20 protein-coding genes and 2 pseudogenes are annotated in these 19,509 nt (G+C 70.3%); 21 read left to right on the forward strand and 1 reads right to left on the reverse strand.

Annotated elements, in window-relative coordinates; genetic code table 11:
- Positions 1–155, reverse strand: a pseudogene (locus AB0O34_RS31635) (Crp/Fnr family transcriptional regulator); the annotation flags it as partial.
- 795 nt (positions 156–950) lie between these two features.
- On the opposite strand from AB0O34_RS31635, the gene AB0O34_RS31640 reads away from it, so the two are divergent.
- From AB0O34_RS31640 to AB0O34_RS31740, 21 genes and pseudogenes are all read left to right on the forward strand, one after another.
- Entirely contained in the window at positions 951–2,963 is a 2,013-nt protein-coding gene (locus tag AB0O34_RS31640) for an erythromycin esterase family protein (RefSeq protein ID WP_363921710.1), read from the forward strand.
- Positions 2,964–2,997: 34 nt separating this feature from the next.
- Positions 2,998–3,669 carry a hydrolase gene (locus AB0O34_RS31645; RefSeq protein WP_363921712.1) on the forward strand — a complete coding sequence of 224 codons (672 nt, stop codon included), beginning with the start codon at positions 2,998–3,000 and terminating at the stop codon, positions 3,667–3,669.
- A gap of 121 nt (positions 3,670–3,790) precedes the next feature.
- On the forward strand, positions 3,791–4,420 hold the full coding sequence (locus AB0O34_RS31650) for an SIS domain-containing protein (protein WP_363921714.1): 630 nt from the start codon (positions 3,791–3,793) through the stop codon (positions 4,418–4,420).
- Entirely contained in the window at positions 4,417–4,650 is a 234-nt protein-coding gene (locus AB0O34_RS31655; protein ID WP_363921716.1) for a HypC/HybG/HupF family hydrogenase formation chaperone, read from the forward strand. The genes AB0O34_RS31650 and AB0O34_RS31655 overlap by 4 nt, the downstream gene beginning before the upstream one ends.
- Positions 4,637–5,407, forward strand: a complete 771-nt coding sequence (locus AB0O34_RS31660) for an SIS domain-containing protein (protein WP_363921718.1) — start codon at positions 4,637–4,639, stop codon at positions 5,405–5,407. The genes AB0O34_RS31655 and AB0O34_RS31660 overlap by 14 nt, the downstream gene beginning before the upstream one ends.
- Positions 5,408–5,481: 74 nt before the next feature.
- Positions 5,482–6,558: a hydrogenase expression protein HypE gene (locus AB0O34_RS31665; RefSeq protein ID WP_363921720.1), complete on the forward strand. Its 1,077-nt coding sequence runs from the start codon at positions 5,482–5,484 to the stop codon at positions 6,556–6,558.
- Between the two features lie 57 nt (positions 6,559–6,615).
- The gene (locus AB0O34_RS31670) at positions 6,616–8,400 is read left to right on the forward strand and encodes a nickel-dependent hydrogenase large subunit (RefSeq protein WP_363921722.1); all 1,785 of its coding nucleotides are present in this window, start codon (positions 6,616–6,618) and stop codon (positions 8,398–8,400) included.
- 22 nt (positions 8,401–8,422) lie between these two features.
- The gene (locus AB0O34_RS31675) at positions 8,423–8,986 is read left to right on the forward strand and encodes a NifU family protein (protein WP_363921724.1); all 564 of its coding nucleotides are present in this window, start codon (positions 8,423–8,425) and stop codon (positions 8,984–8,986) included.
- Complete coding sequence (locus AB0O34_RS31680) at positions 8,983–9,717, forward strand: DUF5947 family protein (RefSeq protein ID WP_363921726.1); 735 nt, start codon at positions 8,983–8,985, stop codon at positions 9,715–9,717. Before AB0O34_RS31675 ends, AB0O34_RS31680 begins: the two co-directional genes overlap by 4 nt.
- Entirely contained in the window at positions 9,710–10,342 is a 633-nt protein-coding gene (locus tag AB0O34_RS31685; protein ID WP_363921728.1) for a DUF6084 family protein, read from the forward strand. The genes AB0O34_RS31680 and AB0O34_RS31685 overlap by 8 nt, the downstream gene beginning before the upstream one ends.
- The gene (locus tag AB0O34_RS31690; protein ID WP_363921730.1) at positions 10,339–11,682 is read left to right on the forward strand and encodes a hypothetical protein; all 1,344 of its coding nucleotides are present in this window, start codon (positions 10,339–10,341) and stop codon (positions 11,680–11,682) included. The genes AB0O34_RS31685 and AB0O34_RS31690 overlap by 4 nt, the downstream gene beginning before the upstream one ends.
- The gene (locus AB0O34_RS31695) at positions 11,679–12,176 is read left to right on the forward strand and encodes a hydrogenase maturation protease (protein ID WP_363921732.1); all 498 of its coding nucleotides are present in this window, start codon (positions 11,679–11,681) and stop codon (positions 12,174–12,176) included. The genes AB0O34_RS31690 and AB0O34_RS31695 overlap by 4 nt, the downstream gene beginning before the upstream one ends.
- A gap of 156 nt (positions 12,177–12,332) precedes the next feature.
- Positions 12,333–12,725 carry a hydrogenase maturation nickel metallochaperone HypA gene (locus AB0O34_RS31700; protein ID WP_363921734.1) on the forward strand — a complete coding sequence of 131 codons (393 nt, stop codon included), beginning with the start codon at positions 12,333–12,335 and terminating at the stop codon, positions 12,723–12,725.
- The gene (locus AB0O34_RS31705) at positions 12,700–12,951 is read left to right on the forward strand and encodes a HypC/HybG/HupF family hydrogenase formation chaperone (RefSeq protein ID WP_363921736.1); all 252 of its coding nucleotides are present in this window, start codon (positions 12,700–12,702) and stop codon (positions 12,949–12,951) included. The genes AB0O34_RS31700 and AB0O34_RS31705 overlap by 26 nt, the downstream gene beginning before the upstream one ends.
- 6 nt (positions 12,952–12,957) lie before the next feature.
- Positions 12,958–14,085, forward strand: coding sequence for a hydrogenase formation protein HypD (gene hypD / locus AB0O34_RS31710; RefSeq protein WP_363921738.1), 1,128 nt, complete (start codon positions 12,958–12,960; stop codon positions 14,083–14,085).
- Entirely contained in the window at positions 14,082–15,149 is a 1,068-nt protein-coding gene (hypE, locus tag AB0O34_RS31715) for a hydrogenase expression/formation protein HypE (RefSeq protein ID WP_363921740.1), read from the forward strand. The genes hypD and hypE overlap by 4 nt, the downstream gene beginning before the upstream one ends.
- An 81-nt stretch (positions 15,150–15,230) precedes the next feature.
- Positions 15,231–15,632, forward strand: a complete 402-nt coding sequence (locus AB0O34_RS31720) for a hypothetical protein (RefSeq protein WP_363921741.1) — start codon at positions 15,231–15,233, stop codon at positions 15,630–15,632.
- A 125-nt stretch (positions 15,633–15,757) separates the two neighbouring features.
- Positions 15,758–16,780 (forward strand): LLM class flavin-dependent oxidoreductase, encoded by a 1,023-nt coding sequence (locus tag AB0O34_RS31725; RefSeq protein WP_363921743.1) that lies wholly within the window; start codon positions 15,758–15,760, stop codon positions 16,778–16,780.
- Between the two features lie 51 nt (positions 16,781–16,831).
- Positions 16,832–17,494 carry an NAD(P)H-binding protein gene (locus AB0O34_RS31730; RefSeq protein ID WP_363921745.1) on the forward strand — a complete coding sequence of 221 codons (663 nt, stop codon included), beginning with the start codon at positions 16,832–16,834 and terminating at the stop codon, positions 17,492–17,494.
- Positions 17,495–17,748: 254 nt separating this feature from the next.
- Complete coding sequence (locus AB0O34_RS31735) at positions 17,749–19,218, forward strand: cellulase family glycosylhydrolase (RefSeq protein ID WP_363921747.1); 1,470 nt, start codon at positions 17,749–17,751, stop codon at positions 19,216–19,218.
- A gap of 47 nt (positions 19,219–19,265) precedes the next feature.
- Positions 19,266–19,509 (forward strand): annotated as a pseudogene (locus AB0O34_RS31740) (alpha/beta hydrolase); the annotation flags it as partial.

Consider the following 19,509-nt stretch of genomic DNA (forward strand, 5'->3'; position numbering starts at 1 on the left):
AGCCATCGGGAGGAGATGCTTTGCATCTGGGGTTGCGATTTGGTCGTGGTGGCCAGGTTGCGTGCCGCTTGGGTGGCCAGGGATTGCTGGGTCTGGCCGTTGTTGTGCGGGGCTTGGCCGTTTTGCTCTGTTCTCGCGTCGGTTGTCTCGGTCACAACCCACACCACCAATCACTGTCGCGCTGGACGGGGGACAAGGGGAAGTCGGAAAGCTCCGGCTTGGCGGAGCGCGCGGCCGGTCGGCCGGGCCGGCGTGAATCAACGAACGGAACGCTGAAGCGACGACACGCGTGGTGCGCATCGCCGATCGAGTGAACCGGGGGGTGGCTCACACGATGATTGACTGCCGATTGTTCGTGGCTCTGTCGCTCAGGGGGATTCTGGCCGCACGCGTCGTATTAGGCGATTTCCGGGGGGTGTCGCCGGTTGGACGCGGATGGAAGACTTACGAAACTCCGGACATGCTGGTCGAATGCGTCACGTGTGCTGTTCGCCGTGGTCGGGGGGATGCTCGATATATTGATAACGGGCAGAACGGGTGGGGCCGTTCTGTGTGCCGGGGGCTTTCCGTTGCCGCTGTGTAATTATGCGGTGCCGATCTTTGGCGTGTCAATTACGTGTTTCCCCTGCTCCGCAGGTAGGGGGATAAATGGATTGGCCTGGAACGGCGGCAACGATGAGACATTTCCATACAGTGTGGTCTTTATGAATGATGAAGATTCGATGACCTGTTTAGTATGCTTATCAACGCAAATTTCTAGCTAATCCAGGCATGGGTCGCCCTACCGGCCACGGGGCCCCAGCAGGGAGAAGGCGTAGGCTCGACGTAACGGCCCAGGACCGCCCGAGACCCCCGGCGGCGGCGCCGCAGGCGTGTGTTCACGCCCGGTGGCGTCATCACCGGGGTGTGACCCGAGGGCGGTCCGCCTCCGAGCACGTTAGGGGGCCGCCATGCCCGACCGTCTGTTCCGCGACCGCAGAGATGCCGGTCGCGCGCTGGCCGGCCTGCTCGACCACTACCGCGGCCGCCACGATCTCGTGGTGCTGGCGCTGCCTCGCGGGGGCGCCCCGGCTGGGTACGAGGTGGCCAGAGCACTCGGCGCGCCGCTCGACGTCTTCGTCGCCCGCAAGCTCGGCGTCCCGGGGCAGGAGGATCTCGCGATGGGCGCCATCGCGGGGGAGGGGGCGATCGCGCTCAACGACGATGTGATCAGGGGCTTGGCCATCCCTCCGGAGGTGGTCGAGCACGTCGCCGACTGGGAAGGACGCGAGATCTCCCGCTGGGAGCGGCACTTCCGGCAGGATCTTCAGCCGCGCGACGTCAAGGGCAGGGTCGCGATCCTCGTCGACGACGGTCTGGCGACCGGGGTGAGCGTACGGGCCGCGATCAAGGCCCTGCGCCGGCTGCGTCCCGCGCGCGTCGTCGTCGCGCTGCCCGCCGCCTCCGAGGCCACCTATGAGGAGCTGGAGGTGGAGGCGGACGAGGTGGTGTGCGCGACCACCCCCTCACCATTCTTCGCGGCCGACCAGTCCTACTGGGACTTCACGGAGGTCACCGTCGAGGACGTACGGGACCTCCTGCGCGCGTCCGCGACGTCGGCGGCGGCCAGGGCGAGGGGGCCGGGCCGCGTGGAGGTCGGCGCCATCCGCGCGGAGGCCACCCACGCGGATGAAGGCGTCCCGAGCCCGGAGGCGCTGTTGGACCTCGTGGGCGACGCCCACCTAGTGCTGATGGGCGGGTCCTCTCACGGCACGCACGAGTTCTACGCGGCCCGCGCCGCCATGACGCGCCGGCTCATCGAGGAGAAGGGGTTCTGCGCCGTCGCCGTGCAGGCCGACTGGCCCGACGCCTACCGGGTCAACCGGTACGTCCAAGGACTCAGCCAGGACGCCGGCGCGGAGGAGGCGCTGCGCGACTTCCAGCGCTTCCCGAACTGGATGTGGCGCAACGCGGTGATGCTGGACTTCGTGGGATGGCTGCGCGAGCACAACGACCGCGTACTCGGCGGGCACTCCGACAAGGCCGGTTTCTACGGGCTCGATCTATACGGGCTTCACCGGGCGATGTATGAGGTGATCGCCTATCTCGAAGGCATCGATCCCGCCGCTGCGGACCGTGCCCGCGAGCGTTACGCCTGCTTCGATCACCTCGGCAGCGGTGACGGCCGGATGTGCGGGATCAAGGCGGCCTTCGGGGCCGGGGAGGACTGCGAGGACGAGGTCGTCGGGCGGCTGGTGGAGCTCCGGCGGCAGGCGATGGACCACGCGCGAAGACAAGGGCTGCTGCCCGAGGACGAGCTCTTCTACGCGGAGCTGAACGCGCGGGCCATGAAGACGGCCGACGAGCACTACCGCTCGATGTTCTCGGGGCGCATCGGCTCCTGGAACCTGCGAGACCGCCACATGGCGGACACTCTGGATGCCCTCGCCGTGCATCTCGGCCGCCGCCGCGGCGAGCCGGCGAAGATCGTCGTGTGGGCGCACAACGCGCACGTGGGCGACGCGCGTGCGACGGAGGCGGCGTGCCGTGGCGAGATCAACATCGGCCAGCTCGTACGGGAGCGGCACGGCGAGGGGTGCCGCGTCATCGGCCTCACCACCTACACCGGCACGGTCACCGCGACCGACCGCTGGGGTGGGCCCGCCGAGCGCAAGTGGCTGAGGCCCGCCCTGTCCGACAGCGTCGAGGAGCTGTTCCACGAGGTGGGCCAGAAGGCGTTCTTCATCTCGTTCGACAGGGCCCCGCGATCGGCTGATGTTCTGCGCTCCGCGCGCCTGGAGCGAATGGTCGCCGCCGTCTACCGGCCCCGGTCCGAGCGGCGGACCCACTACTTCCGGGCCCGCCTGCGCGACCAGTTCGACGCCGTGATCCACGTCGACGAGACGCGGGCCGTCGAGCCGCTCGAACGGACGGCCCGCTGGAACCGCGGCGAGATCCCCGAGACCGACCTGACCGGTCTGTGAGGGGACTCGGGGGAACAGCGATGAGGAGGACATGATGGCGGTTCGCCAGAGCATTGCGATCCCCGCCGCGGGTGTCTCGCTCGTGGCCGACATCGTCGTGCCACAGCCCGCCCACGGTGCGGTGCTGTTCGCGCACGGGAGCGGGAGTGGCCGCCACAGCCCTCGCAACCGTCACGTGGCGAGCGAGCTCCATTCCGCCGAGCTGGCGACGGTGCTCGTGGACCTGCTCACCCCGGAGGAAGAGGAGGTCGACGCCCTCACCGGCGCGCTGCGTTTCGACATCGGCCTGCTGGCGGCGCGGCTGGTCGGGGTGGTCGACTGGCTCGGGCGGCACAGGCCGGTCGCGGGGCTCGGCATCGGGCTCTTCGGCGCCAGCACGGGCGCGGCGGCGGCGCTCGTGGCCGCCGCGGAGCGCCCCGCCTCGGTGCAGGCGGTCGTGTCCCGGGGCGGCAGGCCGGACCTCGCGGGCGACTTCCTCCGCATGGTGCACCAGCCCACCCTCTTGATCGTCGGCGAGTACGACACCACCGTGATCGAGCTCAACCGCCAGGCGATGGAGAAGCTGGCAGGGGAGACCGCGTTCGCGATCGTCGCCGGCGCGTCGCACCTGTTCGAGGAGCCGGGGGCGCTCGACCAGGTGGCCCGCCTCGCCCGCGACTGGTTCGCCCGTCACCTGAGGAGCCAACCAGCGGCAAGCCGTACATAGCACGGCCAACCACCCTTACCGCTCACGATCAAGCCTTTACTCCGGGTTGTCCCGCTTAGGGTGTCGGTTCCGTGCGTACGGACCGTAGCCTGGCGACTACGGTACATAACGGAGCGTAAACATGCCTGTGACATCGACCACGCGCCTGGCGGTCAGCGAGGCCTTCGCCCGGCGAGACGCCGCGGGACGCCGCCTCGCGGAGGACTCTGAACGCATCGCGCAAGCGTGTCGCGACATGGCGGCGAGGTTCCACCGGGGCGGGAAGCTGATCGTCTTCGGCAACGGCGGCGCGGGCACCGATGCCTCCCACGTCGCGGTCGAGTTCATGCACCCGGTGATCATGGGCAAACGCGCGCTCCCGGCGATGGCGCTGAGCAACGACACCGCCACGGTCACCGGTGTCGGCAGCCGCGAGGGGTTCGCCGAGATCTTCGCCCACCAGGTGCGCCACTGGGCCGACCCGGCCGACATGGCGCTCGGGATCTCGCCGGACGGAGGCTGCCCGAACGTACTGCGGGGCCTGGAGACGGCGCACGAGCTCGGCCTGTTCACGATGGCGCTGGTGGGCGGCGACGGCGGCGACATCGCGCGGAGCCCGGCGGCCGGCCACGTGCTCATCGCCGGATCCAGCGACCCGGCGGTGGTGAAGGAGATCCACGTCACCGCCTACCACGTCCTGTGGGAGCTCGTCCACCTCTTCTTCGCCCAGTCCAGCCCGCGCAAGGCGCCCGACCAGGAGGCCGTGAGATGACCGAACGCGTGAACCGCCTGGCCGATGTGTGCCTCACCTGCTCCGACGAGGCCCTTCCTGCGCTCGTGGTGCGCCTGCTCGACCACGACCTCGCGATCGCCGAGATGGAGGGCGTCCACGAGCAGGTGAGCGTGGCGCTGGTCGACGCGGCGGTGGGCGACACCGTACTCGTCCACGCCAAGGAGGCCATCGCCGTGATCACGAAAGGGGCCGGCGATGGGCATGGCTGACGGGGCTCCATCCGAAGGGATACACCGCCTGTATCCCTTTCTCTACGCCGACCGAGCCCTCCACACGACCCACCCGGACCTGGTCGGAGACCCGGCGGGGCACGGCCACCAGGGGGGCGCAGGCCTGGTGGTCGCGCCCGTGGGGCACGTGAACTGGTCGACCGAGGTGAAGGCCGAGGAGATCGTACGGCTGCGCGAGCAGGTGGCTGAGCTGTACACCGAACGGCTCGCCGAGTGCGCGGAGGCGATGGCGGCCAGGTTCGCCGCCGGAGGCAGGCTCTTCACCTTCGGCAACGGCGGAAGCAGCACCGACGCCCAGGAGGTGGCCACCGCCTTCCTGCATCCCCGGCGCGGACGGCCGCTCCCGGCGCTCTCGCTGACCACGGACGTCGCCCTGGTCACCGCCCTGTCCAACGATGTCGGCTTCGACGTCGTGTTCGCGCGACAGGTCGCGGCGCTCGGCAGGCCGGGCGACATCGCGCTCGGCCTGTCGACCAGCGGAGGCTCCTCCAACCTCGTCCAGGCCTTCGAGGAGGCGTGGGGCAGGGGCATGCTGACCGTCGGCCTGGCCGGCTACCAGGGCGGAAGGCTCGCCGAGCTGGCCGAGCTCGACGTCCTCGACTACCTGTTCGTCGTCCCGTCGACGTCCGTGCACCGCATCCAGGAGGCGCAGACGACGGTCTACCACGTGCTGTGGGAGGTCACGCAGCACGTCCTGGCAGCCGCTCCCGCCTCGCGGGCGCCGGCCGGGGGGTGACCGGCCCGAGCACCACAAGGGGAACCGGAGCGTCTCGACGTTCAGCGACACCGACCAGCAGTGGGGGAGGCGGCATGGCCGCGACGACTGAGCAGGCGGGCAGCAGGGCCCAGGAGCAGGAAGAGCCCGTTGTCCACATACTTTGGATCAACGCCGGGATGAGCTGCGACGGCGACTCCGTCGCGCTCACCGCGGCGATGCAGCCGAGCATCGAGGACATCGTGCTCGGAACGCTCCCGGGGCTGCCCAAGGTCGAGGTGCACTGGCCGCTGATCGACTTCCACAGCGGGCCGATGCAGGGCGCGGACGCCATGATCGAGTGGTACTTCCTCGCGGCTCACGGCGGGCTGGACCCGTTCGTCCTCGTCGTCGAGGGCTCGGTGCCGAACGAGTCGATCAAGCAGGAGGGCTACTGGTCAGGGTTCGGCAACAACCCGGAGACCGGCCAGCCGATGACCCTCCCCGAGTGGCTGGACCGGCTGGCGCCCCAGGCGACCGCCGTGGTCGCCGCCGGCACCTGCGCCACCTACGGCGGCATCCACGCCATGGCGGGAAACCCGACCGGCGCGATGGGCGTCGCCGACTACCTGGGCTGGGAGTGGCGGTCGAAGGCCGGGCTGCCGATCGTCAACGTGCCGGGCTGCCCGATCCAGCCGGACAACATGTCCGAGACGCTCCTCTACCTGCTGTATCAGCTCAACGGGCAGGCCCCGATGATCCCGCTGGACGAGGCGCTGCGCCCGACGTGGCTCTTCGGCAAGACCGTGCATGAGGGATGCGACCGGGCCGGGTACTACGAGCAGGGGCAGTTCGCCGTCGAGTACGGCTCCCCGAAGTGCCTGGTCAAGATCGGATGCTGGGGCCCCGTCGTGAAGTGCAACGTGCCCAAGCGCGGCTGGATGAACGGCATCGGCGGCTGCCCGAACGTCGGCGGCATCTGCATCGCCTGCACGATGCCCGGCTTCCCGGACAAGTTCATGCCGTTCATGGACGAGCCCCCGGGGGCTCACGTGTCCTCGACGGTCAGCACGGTGTACGGCGGCGTCGTCCGCAAGCTGCGCGACATCACCATCAGGACGGTCGACAGGGAGCCGAAGTGGCGCGCCAAGGGCCGCGCCCTGCTCACCGGCTACAAGGCGCCGTGGAGCTGACATGAGGACGGAGCCGGCCATGAGGCGCCACGGAGCCGACAGGAACACGGAGCTGACATGACGACCTCACAGGAGCAGAACCCCGATCTGGTCGAGATGGCCTGGGATCCGATCACCCGGATCGTCGGCAGCCTGGGCATCTACGCGAAGATCGACTTCAGGAAGAAGGAGGTCGCGGAGTGCTACAGCACCTCGTCCATCTTCCGGGGCTACAGCATCTTCATGAAGGGCAAGGACCCGCGCGACGCCCACTTCATCACCAGCAGGATCTGCGGCATCTGCGGCGACAACCACGCCACCTGCTCGGTCTACGCGCAGAACATGGCGTACGGGGTGCGGCCTCCGGCGCTGGCCGAGTGGATCATCAACCTGGGCGAGTCGGCCGAGTACATGTTCGACCACTGCATCTACCAGGAGAACCTGGTGGGGGTCGACTACTGCGAGAAGATGGTCCGCGAGACGAACCCGGGCGTGCTTGAGCTGGCCGAGCGCACCGAGTGCCCGCACGCGGGGGAGCACGGCTTCAAGACCATCGCCGACATCATGCGCTCGCTCAACCCGCTCGAAGGCGAGTTCTACCGCGAGGCCCTGGTGATGAGCCGGGTCACGCGGGAGATGTTCTGCCTGATGGAGGGCAGGCACGTCCACCCCTCGACGCTCTACCCGGGCGGCGTCGGGACGGTCGCGACGGTGCAGCTCTTCACCGACTACCTCACTCGGCTCATGAGGTACGTGGAATTCATGAAGAAGGTCGTGCCGATGCATGACGACCTGTTCGACTTCTTCTACGACGCGCTGCCCGGTTACGAGCAGGTCGGGCGCAGGCGCGTGCTGCTGGGCTGCTGGGGCAGCCTGAACGACCCGGCGCACTGCGACTTCACCTACGAGAACATGAACGCCTGGGGTCGTGAGATGTTCGTGACGCCCGGCGTGATCGTCGACGGGAACCTCGTCACCAACAACCTGATCGACATCAACCTCGGCATCCGCATCCTGCTGGGAAGCTCGTACTACGACGACTGGGAGGGCCAAGAGCCCTTCGTCGCGCGGGACCCGCTGGGCAACCCGGTGGACATGCGGCATCCCTGGAACCAGCACACCATCCCCCGCCCGCAGAAGCGCGACTTCAACGACAAATACAGCTGGGTCATGTCGCCCCGGTGGTTCGACGGGAAGGACCTGCTCGCGCTGGACACCGGCGGCGGCCCCATCGCCCGGCTCTGGTCCACGGCCCTGTCGGGGAAGGTGGACATCGGGTACGTCAAGTCCACCGGCCGCAGCGTGCTGATCAACCTTCCGAAGAGCGCCACCAAGCCGGAGAAGACGTTCGAGTGGAAGATCCCCGAGCGCAACGGCGAGCTGCTGTCCAACGCGCTCGAACGCAACCGCGCCCGCTCCTACTTCCAGGCGTACGCCGCCGCCTGCGCGCTGTACTTCGTCGAGCGAGGGCTGGACGAGGTGCGAAGGGGACGCACCCAGACCTGGGAGCCGTTCAACGTGCCAGAGGAGGCGATCAGCTGCGGGTTCACCGAGGCGGTGCGCGGCGTCCTGTCGCACCACATGGTGATCAGGAACGGCAAGATCGCCAACTACCATCCGTACCCGCCGACGCCCTGGAACGCCAGCGTCCGCGACAGCTACGGCACGCCGGGCCCGTACGAGGACGCGGTGCAGAACACGCCGATCTTCGAGGAGAACCCGCCGGAGACCTTCAAGGGCATCGACATCATGCGCACCGTGCGGAGCTTCGATCCGTGCCTGCCGTGCGGGGTGCACATGTACCTCGGCAACGGCCAGGAACTACGCAAACTGCACAGTCCCCATGCCTTCAACGCGACCTGAGCCAGAGGGGGAACCGGCGCAGATGCGCGAGGACCATGACATCCGAGCGGCCGGAGACCGCGTCGAGGCGCTGATCGACGAGCTCGGCACGCTGGCCGGCCCGGTGACGCGGGCCAAGGCCGAGGAGCTGGTGCGCGGCGTCGTCGACCTGTACGGCGCGGGACTGGAGCGCGTCATGCGCATCGTGGTCGAGAGCGAGGCGGCGGAGGTGCTCCATCGCCTCGCCGCCGACGAGGTGGTCTCCGGCCTGCTCGCCCTCCACGACCTGCACCCGCTCGGCACGGCCGAGCGGGTGCGCGCCGCGCTCGACGACGTGCGCCCTCACCTCGGGCTGCACGAGGGCGGGGTGGAGCTGCTCGGCGTGGACGAGGGCGGGGTCGTACGGCTGCGCCTGGAGGGCACCTGCCACGGGTGCTCCTCCTCGCAGGCCACAGTGACCGGCTCCATCGAGCGCGCCGTGCTCCGGGCCGCCCCCGAGGTGTCCCGGGTGGAGGTCGAGGGGGTGGCGGACCGGACGTCCCCGCTCCTGCAGATCCAGCACCGGCCGCCGGGCGAGTGCCCCGTGCCGCAGGAGGCGACCCCATGACCGTCCCCGGAGGCGCGGCGCGGAACGATCCGGCGGAGCTGACCGGGTTGCGGCGCTTTCGCGAGCCTCGCGCGGCAGGCGGGCCGCGGTGCGAGATGTGCGCCGAGGCGCTCGACGAGCGCCACGGCCACGCGGTGAACATCGAGAGCCGCGGGCTGCTCTGCGTCTGCCGCGGCTGCGTCCTGCTGCTGTCCCGTGGAGGGACGGTCGCGCGCGGGCGGTACCGGGCGGTGCCGGAGCGCTACCTGTACGTCCCCTCGTTCCGGCTGGACGCGATGGACTGGGAGGAGCTCCAGATCCCGGTCCGCACGGCGTTCTTCTTCCGCAACTCCACGCTCGACCGGTTCGTGGCCTTCTATCCCAGTCCCGGCGGGGCCGCCGAGTCCCTGCTCGACCTGTCGGCCTGGGACCGCGTCCTCGCCGCCAATCCGGAACTGGCCGAGGCGCTGCCGGATGTGGAGGCCTACCTCGTCGACCGGCGGCCGGACGGTTTCACGTGTCACCTCGTGCCGATCGACTCCTGCTACGAGCTGGTCGGCCTGGTGCGGCTGCACTGGAAGGGCTTCCACGGCGGGCAGGAGGCGTGGGACGCCATCGACGGCTTCTTCGCCGAGCTGCGCCGCCGCGGCGAGGTGGTGACCTCCGGGCCCACGCCCCCAGTGCCTTCCGGGCCCGCGCCGCGCGTGCCTTCCGGGGCCGTGCCCGGGGCTGAGGGGCACGGTCGTGTCTGAGATCCGGTTCGACTGCCGCGGTGTGCGTGTGGATCCCTACGCGGCCTTCCCGACGCTGCTCTTCCGCGTGGGCATCACCGAGCCTGCGGGTGAGGCCGTGCACGCCGTCGCGCTGCGGTGCCAGATCCGCGTCGAGCCCCAGCGCCGGCGGTACGACCCCCGTGAGGCCGAGCTGCTCACGGACCTGTTCGGGGACCCGTCCCGGTGGGGGGAGACGGTCAAGCCGCTGCAGTTCGCCAACATCTCGATCATGGTCCCGAGGTTCACCGGCGCCACCGAGATCGACGTTCCCGTGCCGTGCAGCTACGACCTGGAGGTGGCCGCGGGCAAGTACTTCGCCTCGCTGGACGAGGGCGAGGTCCCCCTTCTGCTGCTCTTCAGCGGCACCGTCTTCGCCAGGGCCGGAGAGGGCTTCACCGTACGGCCGGTGCCCTGGCACTGCGAAGCGCGCCAGGACCTGCCCGTCTCCGTATGGCGGGACATGATCGACCGCTACTTCCCGGCGAGCGGCTGGCTGCGGCTTCACCGGGACACGCTGCGGGCGCTGCAGCGGTTCAAGTCCGACCGCGCTCTGGCTACCTGGGACGAAGTGGTGGAAGTGCTGCTCAAGGAGGCGGGGGGATGAGCGTGCCCATGGACACGGCCCGCAAGGTGGCCGACGCGGTGCTCTACGAGGGGTACCTGCTGTACCCCTACCGTGCCTCGGCCGCGAAGAACCGGCTGCGCTGGCAGTTCGGGGTGCTCGTGCCCCCGTGGTACACGGCCACGGCGGAGCCTTCGAGGAGCGTGACCGAATGCCTGCTCGAACGCTCCTCCAACGCGCTCGTACGCCTGCGCCTGCGCTTCCTGCACGTCAAGGAGCGCCGGGTGGAGCGTGCCGAGCCCGGCGGCTTCCGGCCGGTCCACCAGCTGGAATGCGACGGCACGACTCACATCACCTTCGACGAGGCTTCTCCGCGCGAGATCGAGGCCGTGCTGCCCATGCCGCACCTGTTCGGCACGGAACGCACGGTCGTGGTGCGCGTCCCCGGTGACCGGTCGCAGGAGCCGATCCTCGGGGCGTCCGGTGACACGCCCGGCCGCATCGTGACCGTGCACCAGCCGGTGCGGGCGGTGCTGCGGGTCACTGCCGAGCGGATGGCCGGGCCGTACGGCCTGGCGAAGCTCCGCGTCCGGCTGGAGAACGTCACCGAGCCGGTACGGGCGGCGGACACGCGCGAGCAGGCGCTGAGGCATTCGCTGGTCGCGGCCCATCTGCTCATCGGGGTGACGTCCGGGGGCTTCCTGTCGGTGACCGATCCCCCGGAGTGGGCCAGGGCGGCGGCCGAGGGCTGCCGCAACGAGAACACCTGGCCGGTGCTCGTGGGCGAGCCGGGGCAGCGCGACGTGGTGCTGTCGTCGCCGATCATCCTGTACGACCACCCGGACATCGCCCCCGAGAGCCCCGGCGACCTGTTCGACTCCACCGAGATCGACGAGATGCTCCACCTGCGGACGCTCACGCTCACCGAGGAGGAGAAGCGCGAGGCGCGGGCCACCGACCCCCGGGCGGCGGAGATCATCCAGAGGGCAGGGGACCTGCCCCCCGAGCTGGTGGAACGGCTGCACGGCGCGATCCGCCACCTCGGCACGCCCGCGCCCCCCTCCACGCCGTGGTGGGATCCGGCGGCGGACGCCGGGACCTCGCCGGACACCGACAGCGTGACCATCGCGGGAGTTGAGATCGCCAGGGGCAGCCGCGTACGCCTGACCCCCGGAAGGCGGCGCGCCGACGCGCACGACATGTTCCTCGCCGGGAAGACCGCCCAGGTGGAGGCCGTGCTGCTCGACGTCGACGGAGCCCGCTACCTGGCCGTCACGCTCGACGACGACCTCGGAGCCGACCTGCACCGCTCCCACGGGCGCTTCCTCTACTTCGCCCCCGACGAGGTCGAGCCGTTCACCGACGGGGAGGTGAGCACGTGAAGATCCTCGTGGCGGGCGTCGGGAACGTCTTCCTCGGCGACGACGGCTTCGGCGTCGCCGTGGCGAGGCTCCTCGCCGACAGGGACCTGCCGGAGGGGGTCCGCGCGACCGACTTCGGCATCCGCGGCGTCCACCTCGCCTACGAGCTCACCGGCGGGCGCTACGACTGCGCGGTCCTGGTCGACGCGGTCTCGCGGGGCGGCCCGCCCGGCACGCTGTACGTCCTGCGGCCGACCGCCGGCGAGGCCCCCGGCACCTTCGTCGATGCCCACGACATGACCCCGGACGCCGTGCTGGCGCTGGCGGACACGCTGGGCGGGACCGGGCAGGTGCTGCTCGTGGGATGCCAGCCCGAGGACGTCTCACCCGGCATGGAGCTCAGCCCGCCGGTCGCGGACGCCGTGCCGAGGGCCGCGGACCTGGTGCTCGAACTCATCCAGGAACAGATCGCGACGGCGCCCGCCGTCGCGGGCCGACAGGAGGAACGGACATGATCAGACGGCTTGTGGCGCTCGCGGCGCTGGTGGCGGTGGGCGTCATCGTCTACCAGTCGATCCCCGACATCAAGCGCTACATGCAGATCAGGCAGATGTGACCCGGCGGTATGCGGGCCGACCAGAGGAAACCGGAAGAGATGAGGTGAGGTAATCGTGCATGAATACGGGATCGCGGAGTCGATCCTCGCCGCGGTCGAGGGCCGGGCGGACGGCAGGCGGATACGCCGGGCACGGGTACAGGTGGGTGCCATGCTCCGCGTCGCCGAGCCCTCGATCAACGACGCGTGGGCCCTGGTCGCCGAGGGAACGGTGGCCGAGGGCGCGCGTCTCGACCTGGTCACCCTTCCGATCCGGCTCACCTGCCGGGCCTGCGGGAAAACCGCCACGTCGGTGGACCCGTACGCGGTCTGTCCCGGCTGCGGGGCCCCCGACGTCGACACCGAGGGCGGCGACGACCTCGTCCTCGAATCCATCCAACTCGCGGAGGCGACCAATGTGCCTGGGGATTCCCGGGGAGATCGTGGAGATCCTTTCGGACCGTCCTGATCTCGCGAAAGTCGATGTGTGCGGCGTCCGGCGCGCCATCAACATCGGCCTGCTGGAGGGCGAGGCTCTCGTCCCCGGTGACTGGATCCTCATCCACGTCGGGTTCGCCCTGTCGAAGATCGACGAAGCCGAGGCCAAGTCCGCCATGGACTTCCTCGAAAGCATCGGCCAGGCGTACGAGGACGAGATCGCCGCCCTACGCCAATCCATGATCGAACAGGGGTGACGTCCGATGCGCTTCGTCGACGAGTACCGCGACGCCGACAAGGCACGGGCGCTCGCCGCGCGCATCGCCGCGCTGTGCGAGCCGGGTCGTGCCTACAAGTTCATGGAGGTCTGCGGGGGACACACCCACACGATCTACAAGCACGGGCTGGAGGACCACCTGCCGTCGGCGGTCACGCTGGTGCACGGGCCGGGCTGCCCCGTCTGCGTCATCCCGATGGGGAGGGTGGACGACGCCATCCACATCGCGGAGCGGCCCGGCGTGATCATGACGTCGTTCGGCGACATGATGCGGGTGCCGGGCGGCCGGGGTTCGTTCCTGGACGCCATGGCCAGGGGCGCCGACATCAGGATGGTCTACTCGCCGCTCGACGCCCTGAAGATCGCCCGGGAGCACCCCGGCAGGCAGGTCGTCTTCATGGCCATCGGGTTCGAGACCACGGCACCGTCGACGGCGATGACCGTCCTGCGGGCCGCCGCCGAGGGGATCGGCAACTTCTCGGTCTTCTGCAACCACGTGACGATCATTCCGGCCATCAAGGCGATCCTGGACTCTCCCGACCTGCGGCTCGACGGGTTCATCGGGCCAGGCCACGTGTCCACGGTCATCGGCTGCCGGCCGTACGGGTTCATCGCCCGCGACTACGGGAAGCCGCTGGTGGTCGCCGGGTTCGAGCCGCTCGACGTGCTGCAGTCGGTCTACCAGAACCTCGTCCAGCTCGCCGGGGGCCGGGCGGCCGTGGAGAACCAGTACGCCCGGGTGGTCCCGTGGGACGGCAACCCCAAGGCGCTGGCCGTCATCAACGAGGTGATGGAGCTGCGCCCGCACTTCGAGTGGCGCGGGCTCGGGTTCATCTCCGACTCGGCGCTGCGCGTGCGCGAGGCGTACGCCGCCTTCGACGCGGAACGGATCTTCGACATCCCGGGTGGACGCGTGGCCGACCCGAAGGCGTGCCAGTGCGGCGAGGTGCTCAAGGGCGTGCTCAAGCCCTGGGAGTGCAAGGTGTTCGGCACGGCCTGCACCCCGGAGACGCCGATCGGCACCTGCATGGTGTCCTCCGAGGGCGCCTGCGCGGCGTACTACAACTTCGGCCGGTTCTCGCGCGACCGGGTCAAGGAGGCGACGCGGACGTGAGCTCCGAGGAACAGGTGCTGGAGCGCATCGAGCGGGCGCGCCGTCGCAAACCGCGCGTCCGGGAGGAGCTCATCACGCTCGCGCACGGCGCGGGAGGCAAGGCGACGCGGACCCTGATCGAGGCCGTGTTCCTGGAGTCCTTCCGCAACCCGCTGCTGGAGCCCCTGGCGGACGGGGCGGTCGACGGCGGGCTCGCGTTCACGACCGACTCCTACGTGGTCACGCCGCTGTTCTTCCCCGGGGGCGACATCGGGGACCTGGCCGTCAACGGCACCGTCAACGACCTCGCGATGTGCGGGGCGCGTCCGGCGTACCTGTCGGCCGCGTTCATCCTCGAAGAGGGCTTCCCCATCGCCGACCTGCGCCGGATCACCGAGAGCATGGCGGCGGCGGCACGGGCGGCGGGCGTGGCGGTGGTCACCGGTGACACCAAGGTCGTCCAGCGGGGGAAGGCCGACGGCTGTTACATCACCACGGCCGGGGTCGGGATGGCCGATCCGGCGGCCGGGCTCAGCGCGTCCGCCGCCGAGCCCGGCGACGCGATCATCGTGTCGGGGCCGATCGGCGAGCACGGCGTCACGGTCATGCTCGCCCGCGGAGGGCTCGGCATCGAGGCCGCCGATCTGGTCTCCGACACCGCGCCGCTCAACGGCCTGACCGCGCGTCTGCTGGAGGCGTGCGACGGCGGGCGGGTGCGCTGCCTGCGGGACGCCACCCGTGGCGGCGTGGCGACGGTGCTCAACGAGGTGGCCGGGTACTCCGAGGTCGCGGTGGTCCTTGAGGAGGACGCGATCCCGGTACGGCCCGCCGTGCGCGGGGCGTGCGAGCTGCTCGGCATCGACCCGCTCTACGTCGCCTGCGAGGGCCGGATGATCGCCGTGGTCGACCAGCGGTCCGCCGGGGCGGCGCTGGCGGCCCTGCGGGCGCACCCGCTGGGCGCGGGCGCCGCCGTCATCGGGCGGATCGCCGAGGATCCGCCGGGGCTCGTCCTGCTCAAGACCGCCTTCGGCGGCACCCGGATCGTCGACGTGCTGGTGGGCGACCCGCTGCCGCGTATCTGCTGAGACCCCGGGGGTACGAACCCTGTGGGGGAAGGTCCCGCCCGGCGTCCGCCGGCGGGAACGCCGTGCGATGGGGGTGCTGTCATGATCGATCCACGAGAGCCCGGGGCCCCGGGCCGCAGGACCAGCCTGGAGGAGCTTCGCGCCAAGGTCCACCAGGAGGTCGTCATGGCCGGCGACCGCGCGTTCGAGAGCCCGCCGAGAGGCGACAGGCGGCCTCCGCGCGTGGTCACGGAGGTGGAGCAGCACGGCGTGAGCTCCACGGACACCGAGGCCAGGTCGCCTCTGGGCGTCGGCACGAGCACGAGCGCCCGCGCGGAGAAGATCGCACAACGGGAGGAAGAGGCCGGCCGCAGGAAAGAAGGCGTCGGCCCGTCCGGCCGTCCCTACGGCACCTCGACCCCGGAGCACGGCACCGGTGTCGGGCGGCAGGAGACCGTCGAGCGCGAAAGCCCGTACATGCCGTCCGGAGACCAGGCCGGGTGACCCCTGCCCCTCTCCGTCGCGCCGGCACGCGTGACCGGGCACGAAGGGCACGCCGCGCCCGCCACCTGGTGCGGCTCGCCCGTATGAGCTGACCCGCGAGGGCGGCGGCTGGCAGAGTTGGGTTCGTGGCGGACGAGGTGCGGATCGGGGTGTTCCTGCCGGTCGCGGGGTTTCCCGGGAGTGACCACGGCGAGGTGCTCACCGCCGCCGTGGAGGCGGCGGTGACGGCCGAGCGGGCGGGGTTCGACGACGTGTGGATCGCCGAGCACCACTTCATGCCCTATGGGCTGTGCCCGTCGGCCACGACGCTCGCCGCCTACGTGCTCGGCCGCACGGAGCGCATCGTGGTCGGCACGGCCGTGAGCGTGCTGTCGACGCAGCACCCCGTCGCGCTGGCGGAGCAGGCCGCGCTCCTCGACCAGGTCTCCGGTGGCCGCTTCCGCCTCGGCGTCGGGCGCGGCGGGCCCTGGGTCGATCTGGAGGTCTTCGGCACCGGGCTCGACCGCTTCGAGAACGGCTTCGTCGAGAGCCTGGACCTGCTGATCGCCGCGCTGACACGGGAGCGCGTCTCGGCGAAGGGAGCCACCTTCAGCTTCAGGGAGGTGGAGATGGTGCCCCGGCCGGGAAGGCCGGTGCGGCCGATGGTCGCCTCGACCTCGCCGGGCACCGTCCAGGTGGCCGCCGCGCGGGGGCTGCCGATGCTGCTCGGCATGCACATCGGCGACCCCGGCAAGGCCGCACTGATGGAGGGGTACGCCGGCACGGCCGTCGCGCACGGCCATGACCTGACGGGGATTCCGCACGTGGCGGCGGGCATCGCGTACGTCGCCGACACGACCTCCGAGGCGGTCGCGGCGATGAAGGAGTCGCTCCCGAGGTGGCTCGCGCCGGGCCTCGCCGGCTACCGGACGGTGGACGACCGTCCGTACCTTCCGAGGGACGCGGACGACTACGCCGACCTCCTGTGCCGGCTGCACCCCGTCGGCTCGCCCGGCGACTGCGCCGCCACGATGCTCGCCACGATCGAGCGCACCGGGATCAGGCACCTGATCCTCATGGTCGAGGGCGCGGGCGACCCCGCCCTCACCCGCCTGAACGTCGCCAGGCTCGGCGCCGAGGTGCTGCCCGTCGTACGGGCGTCCAACTGAGGCCGGCCGTGCGGAAGATGACCATCGATGACCGAAGGGGAGGCATTTCGTATGCGTGTTGTGATCGCGGGTGGACACGGCAAGATCGCTCTTCGCCTGGAGCGGCTGCTGGCGGGGCAGGGTGACGAGCCCGTCGGCCTGATCCGCAACCCCGCCCACGGGCAGGACGTCAGGGAGGCCGGGGCCGAGGTGGTCGTCTGCGACCTGGAGACCGCCGGGGTGGAGGAGGTCGCCGAGCACCTGCGGGGGGCCGGCGCGGCCGTGTTCGCGGCCGGGGCCGGGCCCGGCAGCGGCGCGGCGCGCAAGGACACCGTCGACCGCGCCGCCGCCGTGCTGCTGGCGGAGGCGGCCGAACGGGCCGGCGTGCGGCGGTTCGTGCAGATCTCCTCGATGGGGGCCGACCGGCCGCCGGAGCCCGGCACCGACGAGGTCTGGTCGGCGTACATCAGGGCCAAGTCCGACGCGGAGGAGGACCTGCGGGCTCGCGACCTCGACTGGACGGTCCTGCGTCCGGGAAGGCTGACCGACGACCCCGGCACCGGCCACGTCACCCTGGCGGAGCCGCCGGTGCCGCGTGGAAGGGTCACCCGTGACGACGTGGCCGCCGTGATCGCCGGGCTGCTGGGCACCCCCGGCACCGATGGCCGCACGCTGGAGCTCGTCGAGGGGGACACCCCGGTCGACGAGGCCGTCCGCGCGGTGGCGTCGAGCTGAATCTTTCATCGTTCTTTCGCGGTGGCGGGACTCGGTTAATCGGTTCAACGGCGGAATGGCGTCCGCGTTTCTGCAGGCAGTGAATCCATCCCCCACCCGTTGCGCCGTACCGGCGGTGACGTGCGGCTGTTCTGCCGGACGGTCGCCGTCCTTCATGGTCGCGATCAACGACTTAATCGGTTAATTTCAGGACGCTTTCGCCAGCGGCAACCATTTCTCGCCGAGGGCCGTTCGTTTCCCGAAAGGAAGTCCTGATGAGACGGAGTCTCGCGACCTTCGCGGCGGCCGTGCTGGTCGCAGCCGGTGGGGTCGCCGTGAGCATGTCCGCGGCGAACGCCGCCGCCGGGTGCAAGGTCGCCTACAAGGTCGTCAACCAGTGGTCGGGAGGTTTCCAGAGCGACGTCGCCATCACCAACCTCGGTGACCCACTGACAAGCTGGAAGCTGGAGTTCGACTTCCCCGACGCCGGCCAGAAGGTCGGGAGCGGCTGGAACGCCACGTGGTCGCAGTCGGGGGCGCACGTGACGGCGACGAGCCTGTCGTACAACGGAGCCCTCGCCACCAACGCCACCACCAGCGGCATCGGCTTCACCGGGACCTTCACCGCGAGCAACCCGGTGCCCTCGGCCTTCAAGGTCAACGGGGTGGCCTGCACCGGGTCGGTCACCGCGACCCCGACCCCCACGCCCACGGTCACGCCCACCGTCCCGCCGGGCGCGGCGCCCAAGCTGCACGTGTCGGGCAACAAGCTCGTCAACGCCTCCGGCCAGGCCGTACGTCTCCTCGGGGCCAACCGGTCGGGTGGCGAGTTCGCGTGCATCCAGGGCAACGGCATCTGGAACGGCCCGATGGACGACGCGTCCATCAACGCCATGGCCGCCTGGAAGATCAGGACCGTCCGCGTCCCGCTCAACGAGGAGTGCTGGCTCGGCACGAGCAACGTCCAGTCCCAGTACGGCGGGACCACGTACCAGAACGAGGTGAAGGGCTACGTCGCCAGGCTGCTGGCGCACGGCATCACCCCGATCGTGGAGATGCACTGGAGCTACGGCACCTACACCGGGACGTCGTCCGCCTGCACCGACGTGCACGCGTCGTGCCAGAAGCCCATGCCGGACGCGCAGTACGCACCCGGCTTCTGGACCTCGGTCGCGAACACGTTCAAGAACGACACCGCCATCGTGTTCGACCTGTTCAACGAGCCCTACCCGGAGCGGGCGACCGGCAGCACCGCCTCAGGCTGGACGTGCTGGCGCGACGGCGGCACGTGCTCGGGGATCGGTTACCAGGTGGCCGGGATGCAGACGCTGGTCAACAGCGTGCGCGCCACCGGAGCCCAGAACGTCATCCTGCTCGGCGGCCTCGCCTACTCCAACGACCTGACCGGCTGGCTGGCGAACAAGCCGTCCGACTCGACCGGCAACCTCGCCGCCGCCTGGCACTCCTACAACTTCAACACCTGCTCAAGCCAGAGCTGCTGGGACAGCCAGCTCGCCCCGGTCGCGGCCCAGGTGCCCCTGGTCGCCGGGGAGATCGGCGAGAACGACTGCGCCCACGGGTACATCGACGGCCTGATGAACTGGCTCGACCAGAAGGGCCTCTCGTACCTGGCGTGGACGTGGAACAACTGGGACTGCTCCAGCGGCCCGTCGCTGATCACCGACTGGAACGGCACCGCGACCAACTACGGCGCGGGCTTCAAGGCCCACCTGGCGACCCAGTGACCGGCGGGGGCTTGTCGTGACGTGAAACAGAATGGAATTCTGTTCTCATGAACCGCGCGCCGGCGAACGGCATCGAGATCGAGTACGACTCCTTCGGCCCCCCGACCGGGCGTCCGCTACTTCTGATCATGGGGCTCGGCGCCCAGATGATCCAATGGGACGAGGAGTTCTGCGAGCTGCTCGCGGAGCGCGGGCACCACGTCGTCCGCTTCGACAACCGGGACGTGGGCCTGTCGACCCACCTCCACGAGGCGGGCATGCCCGACCTCGGCGCGGCGTCCGGCGACGCCG

It is taken from the genome of Sphaerisporangium sp. NPDC088356 (assembly GCF_040685555.1).
GTDB lineage: Bacteria > Actinomycetota > Actinomycetes > Streptosporangiales > Streptosporangiaceae > Sphaerisporangium.

What these genes read in the sequence shown, in the direction of transcription:
- AB0O34_RS31650 (WP_363921714.1), top strand. Translation starts at nt 3,791, where the DNA reads ATGCCTGTGACATCGACCACGCGCCTGGCGGTCAGCGAGGCCTTCGCC.
- AB0O34_RS31675 (WP_363921724.1), top strand. Translation starts at nt 8,423, where the DNA reads ATGCGCGAGGACCATGACATCCGAGCGGCCGGAGACCGCGTCGAGGCG.
- AB0O34_RS31655 (WP_363921716.1), top strand. Translation starts at nt 4,417, where the DNA reads ATGACCGAACGCGTGAACCGCCTGGCCGATGTGTGCCTCACCTGCTCC.
- AB0O34_RS31735 (WP_363921747.1), top strand. Translation starts at nt 17,749, where the DNA reads ATGAGACGGAGTCTCGCGACCTTCGCGGCGGCCGTGCTGGTCGCAGCC.
- AB0O34_RS31665 (WP_363921720.1), top strand. Translation starts at nt 5,482, where the DNA reads ATGGCCGCGACGACTGAGCAGGCGGGCAGCAGGGCCCAGGAGCAGGAA.
- AB0O34_RS31690 (WP_363921730.1), top strand. Translation starts at nt 10,339, where the DNA reads ATGAGCGTGCCCATGGACACGGCCCGCAAGGTGGCCGACGCGGTGCTC.
- AB0O34_RS31670 (WP_363921722.1), top strand. Translation starts at nt 6,616, where the DNA reads ATGACGACCTCACAGGAGCAGAACCCCGATCTGGTCGAGATGGCCTGG.
- AB0O34_RS31720 (WP_363921741.1), top strand. Translation starts at nt 15,231, where the DNA reads ATGATCGATCCACGAGAGCCCGGGGCCCCGGGCCGCAGGACCAGCCTG.
- hypD (WP_363921738.1), top strand. Translation starts at nt 12,958, where the DNA reads ATGCGCTTCGTCGACGAGTACCGCGACGCCGACAAGGCACGGGCGCTC.
- AB0O34_RS31730 (WP_363921745.1), top strand. Translation starts at nt 16,832, where the DNA reads ATGCGTGTTGTGATCGCGGGTGGACACGGCAAGATCGCTCTTCGCCTG.
- AB0O34_RS31645 (WP_363921712.1), top strand. Translation starts at nt 2,998, where the DNA reads ATGGCGGTTCGCCAGAGCATTGCGATCCCCGCCGCGGGTGTCTCGCTC.
- AB0O34_RS31640 (WP_363921710.1), top strand. Translation starts at nt 951, where the DNA reads ATGCCCGACCGTCTGTTCCGCGACCGCAGAGATGCCGGTCGCGCGCTG.
- AB0O34_RS31680 (WP_363921726.1), top strand. Translation starts at nt 8,983, where the DNA reads ATGACCGTCCCCGGAGGCGCGGCGCGGAACGATCCGGCGGAGCTGACC.
- AB0O34_RS31660 (WP_363921718.1), top strand. Translation starts at nt 4,637, where the DNA reads ATGGGCATGGCTGACGGGGCTCCATCCGAAGGGATACACCGCCTGTAT.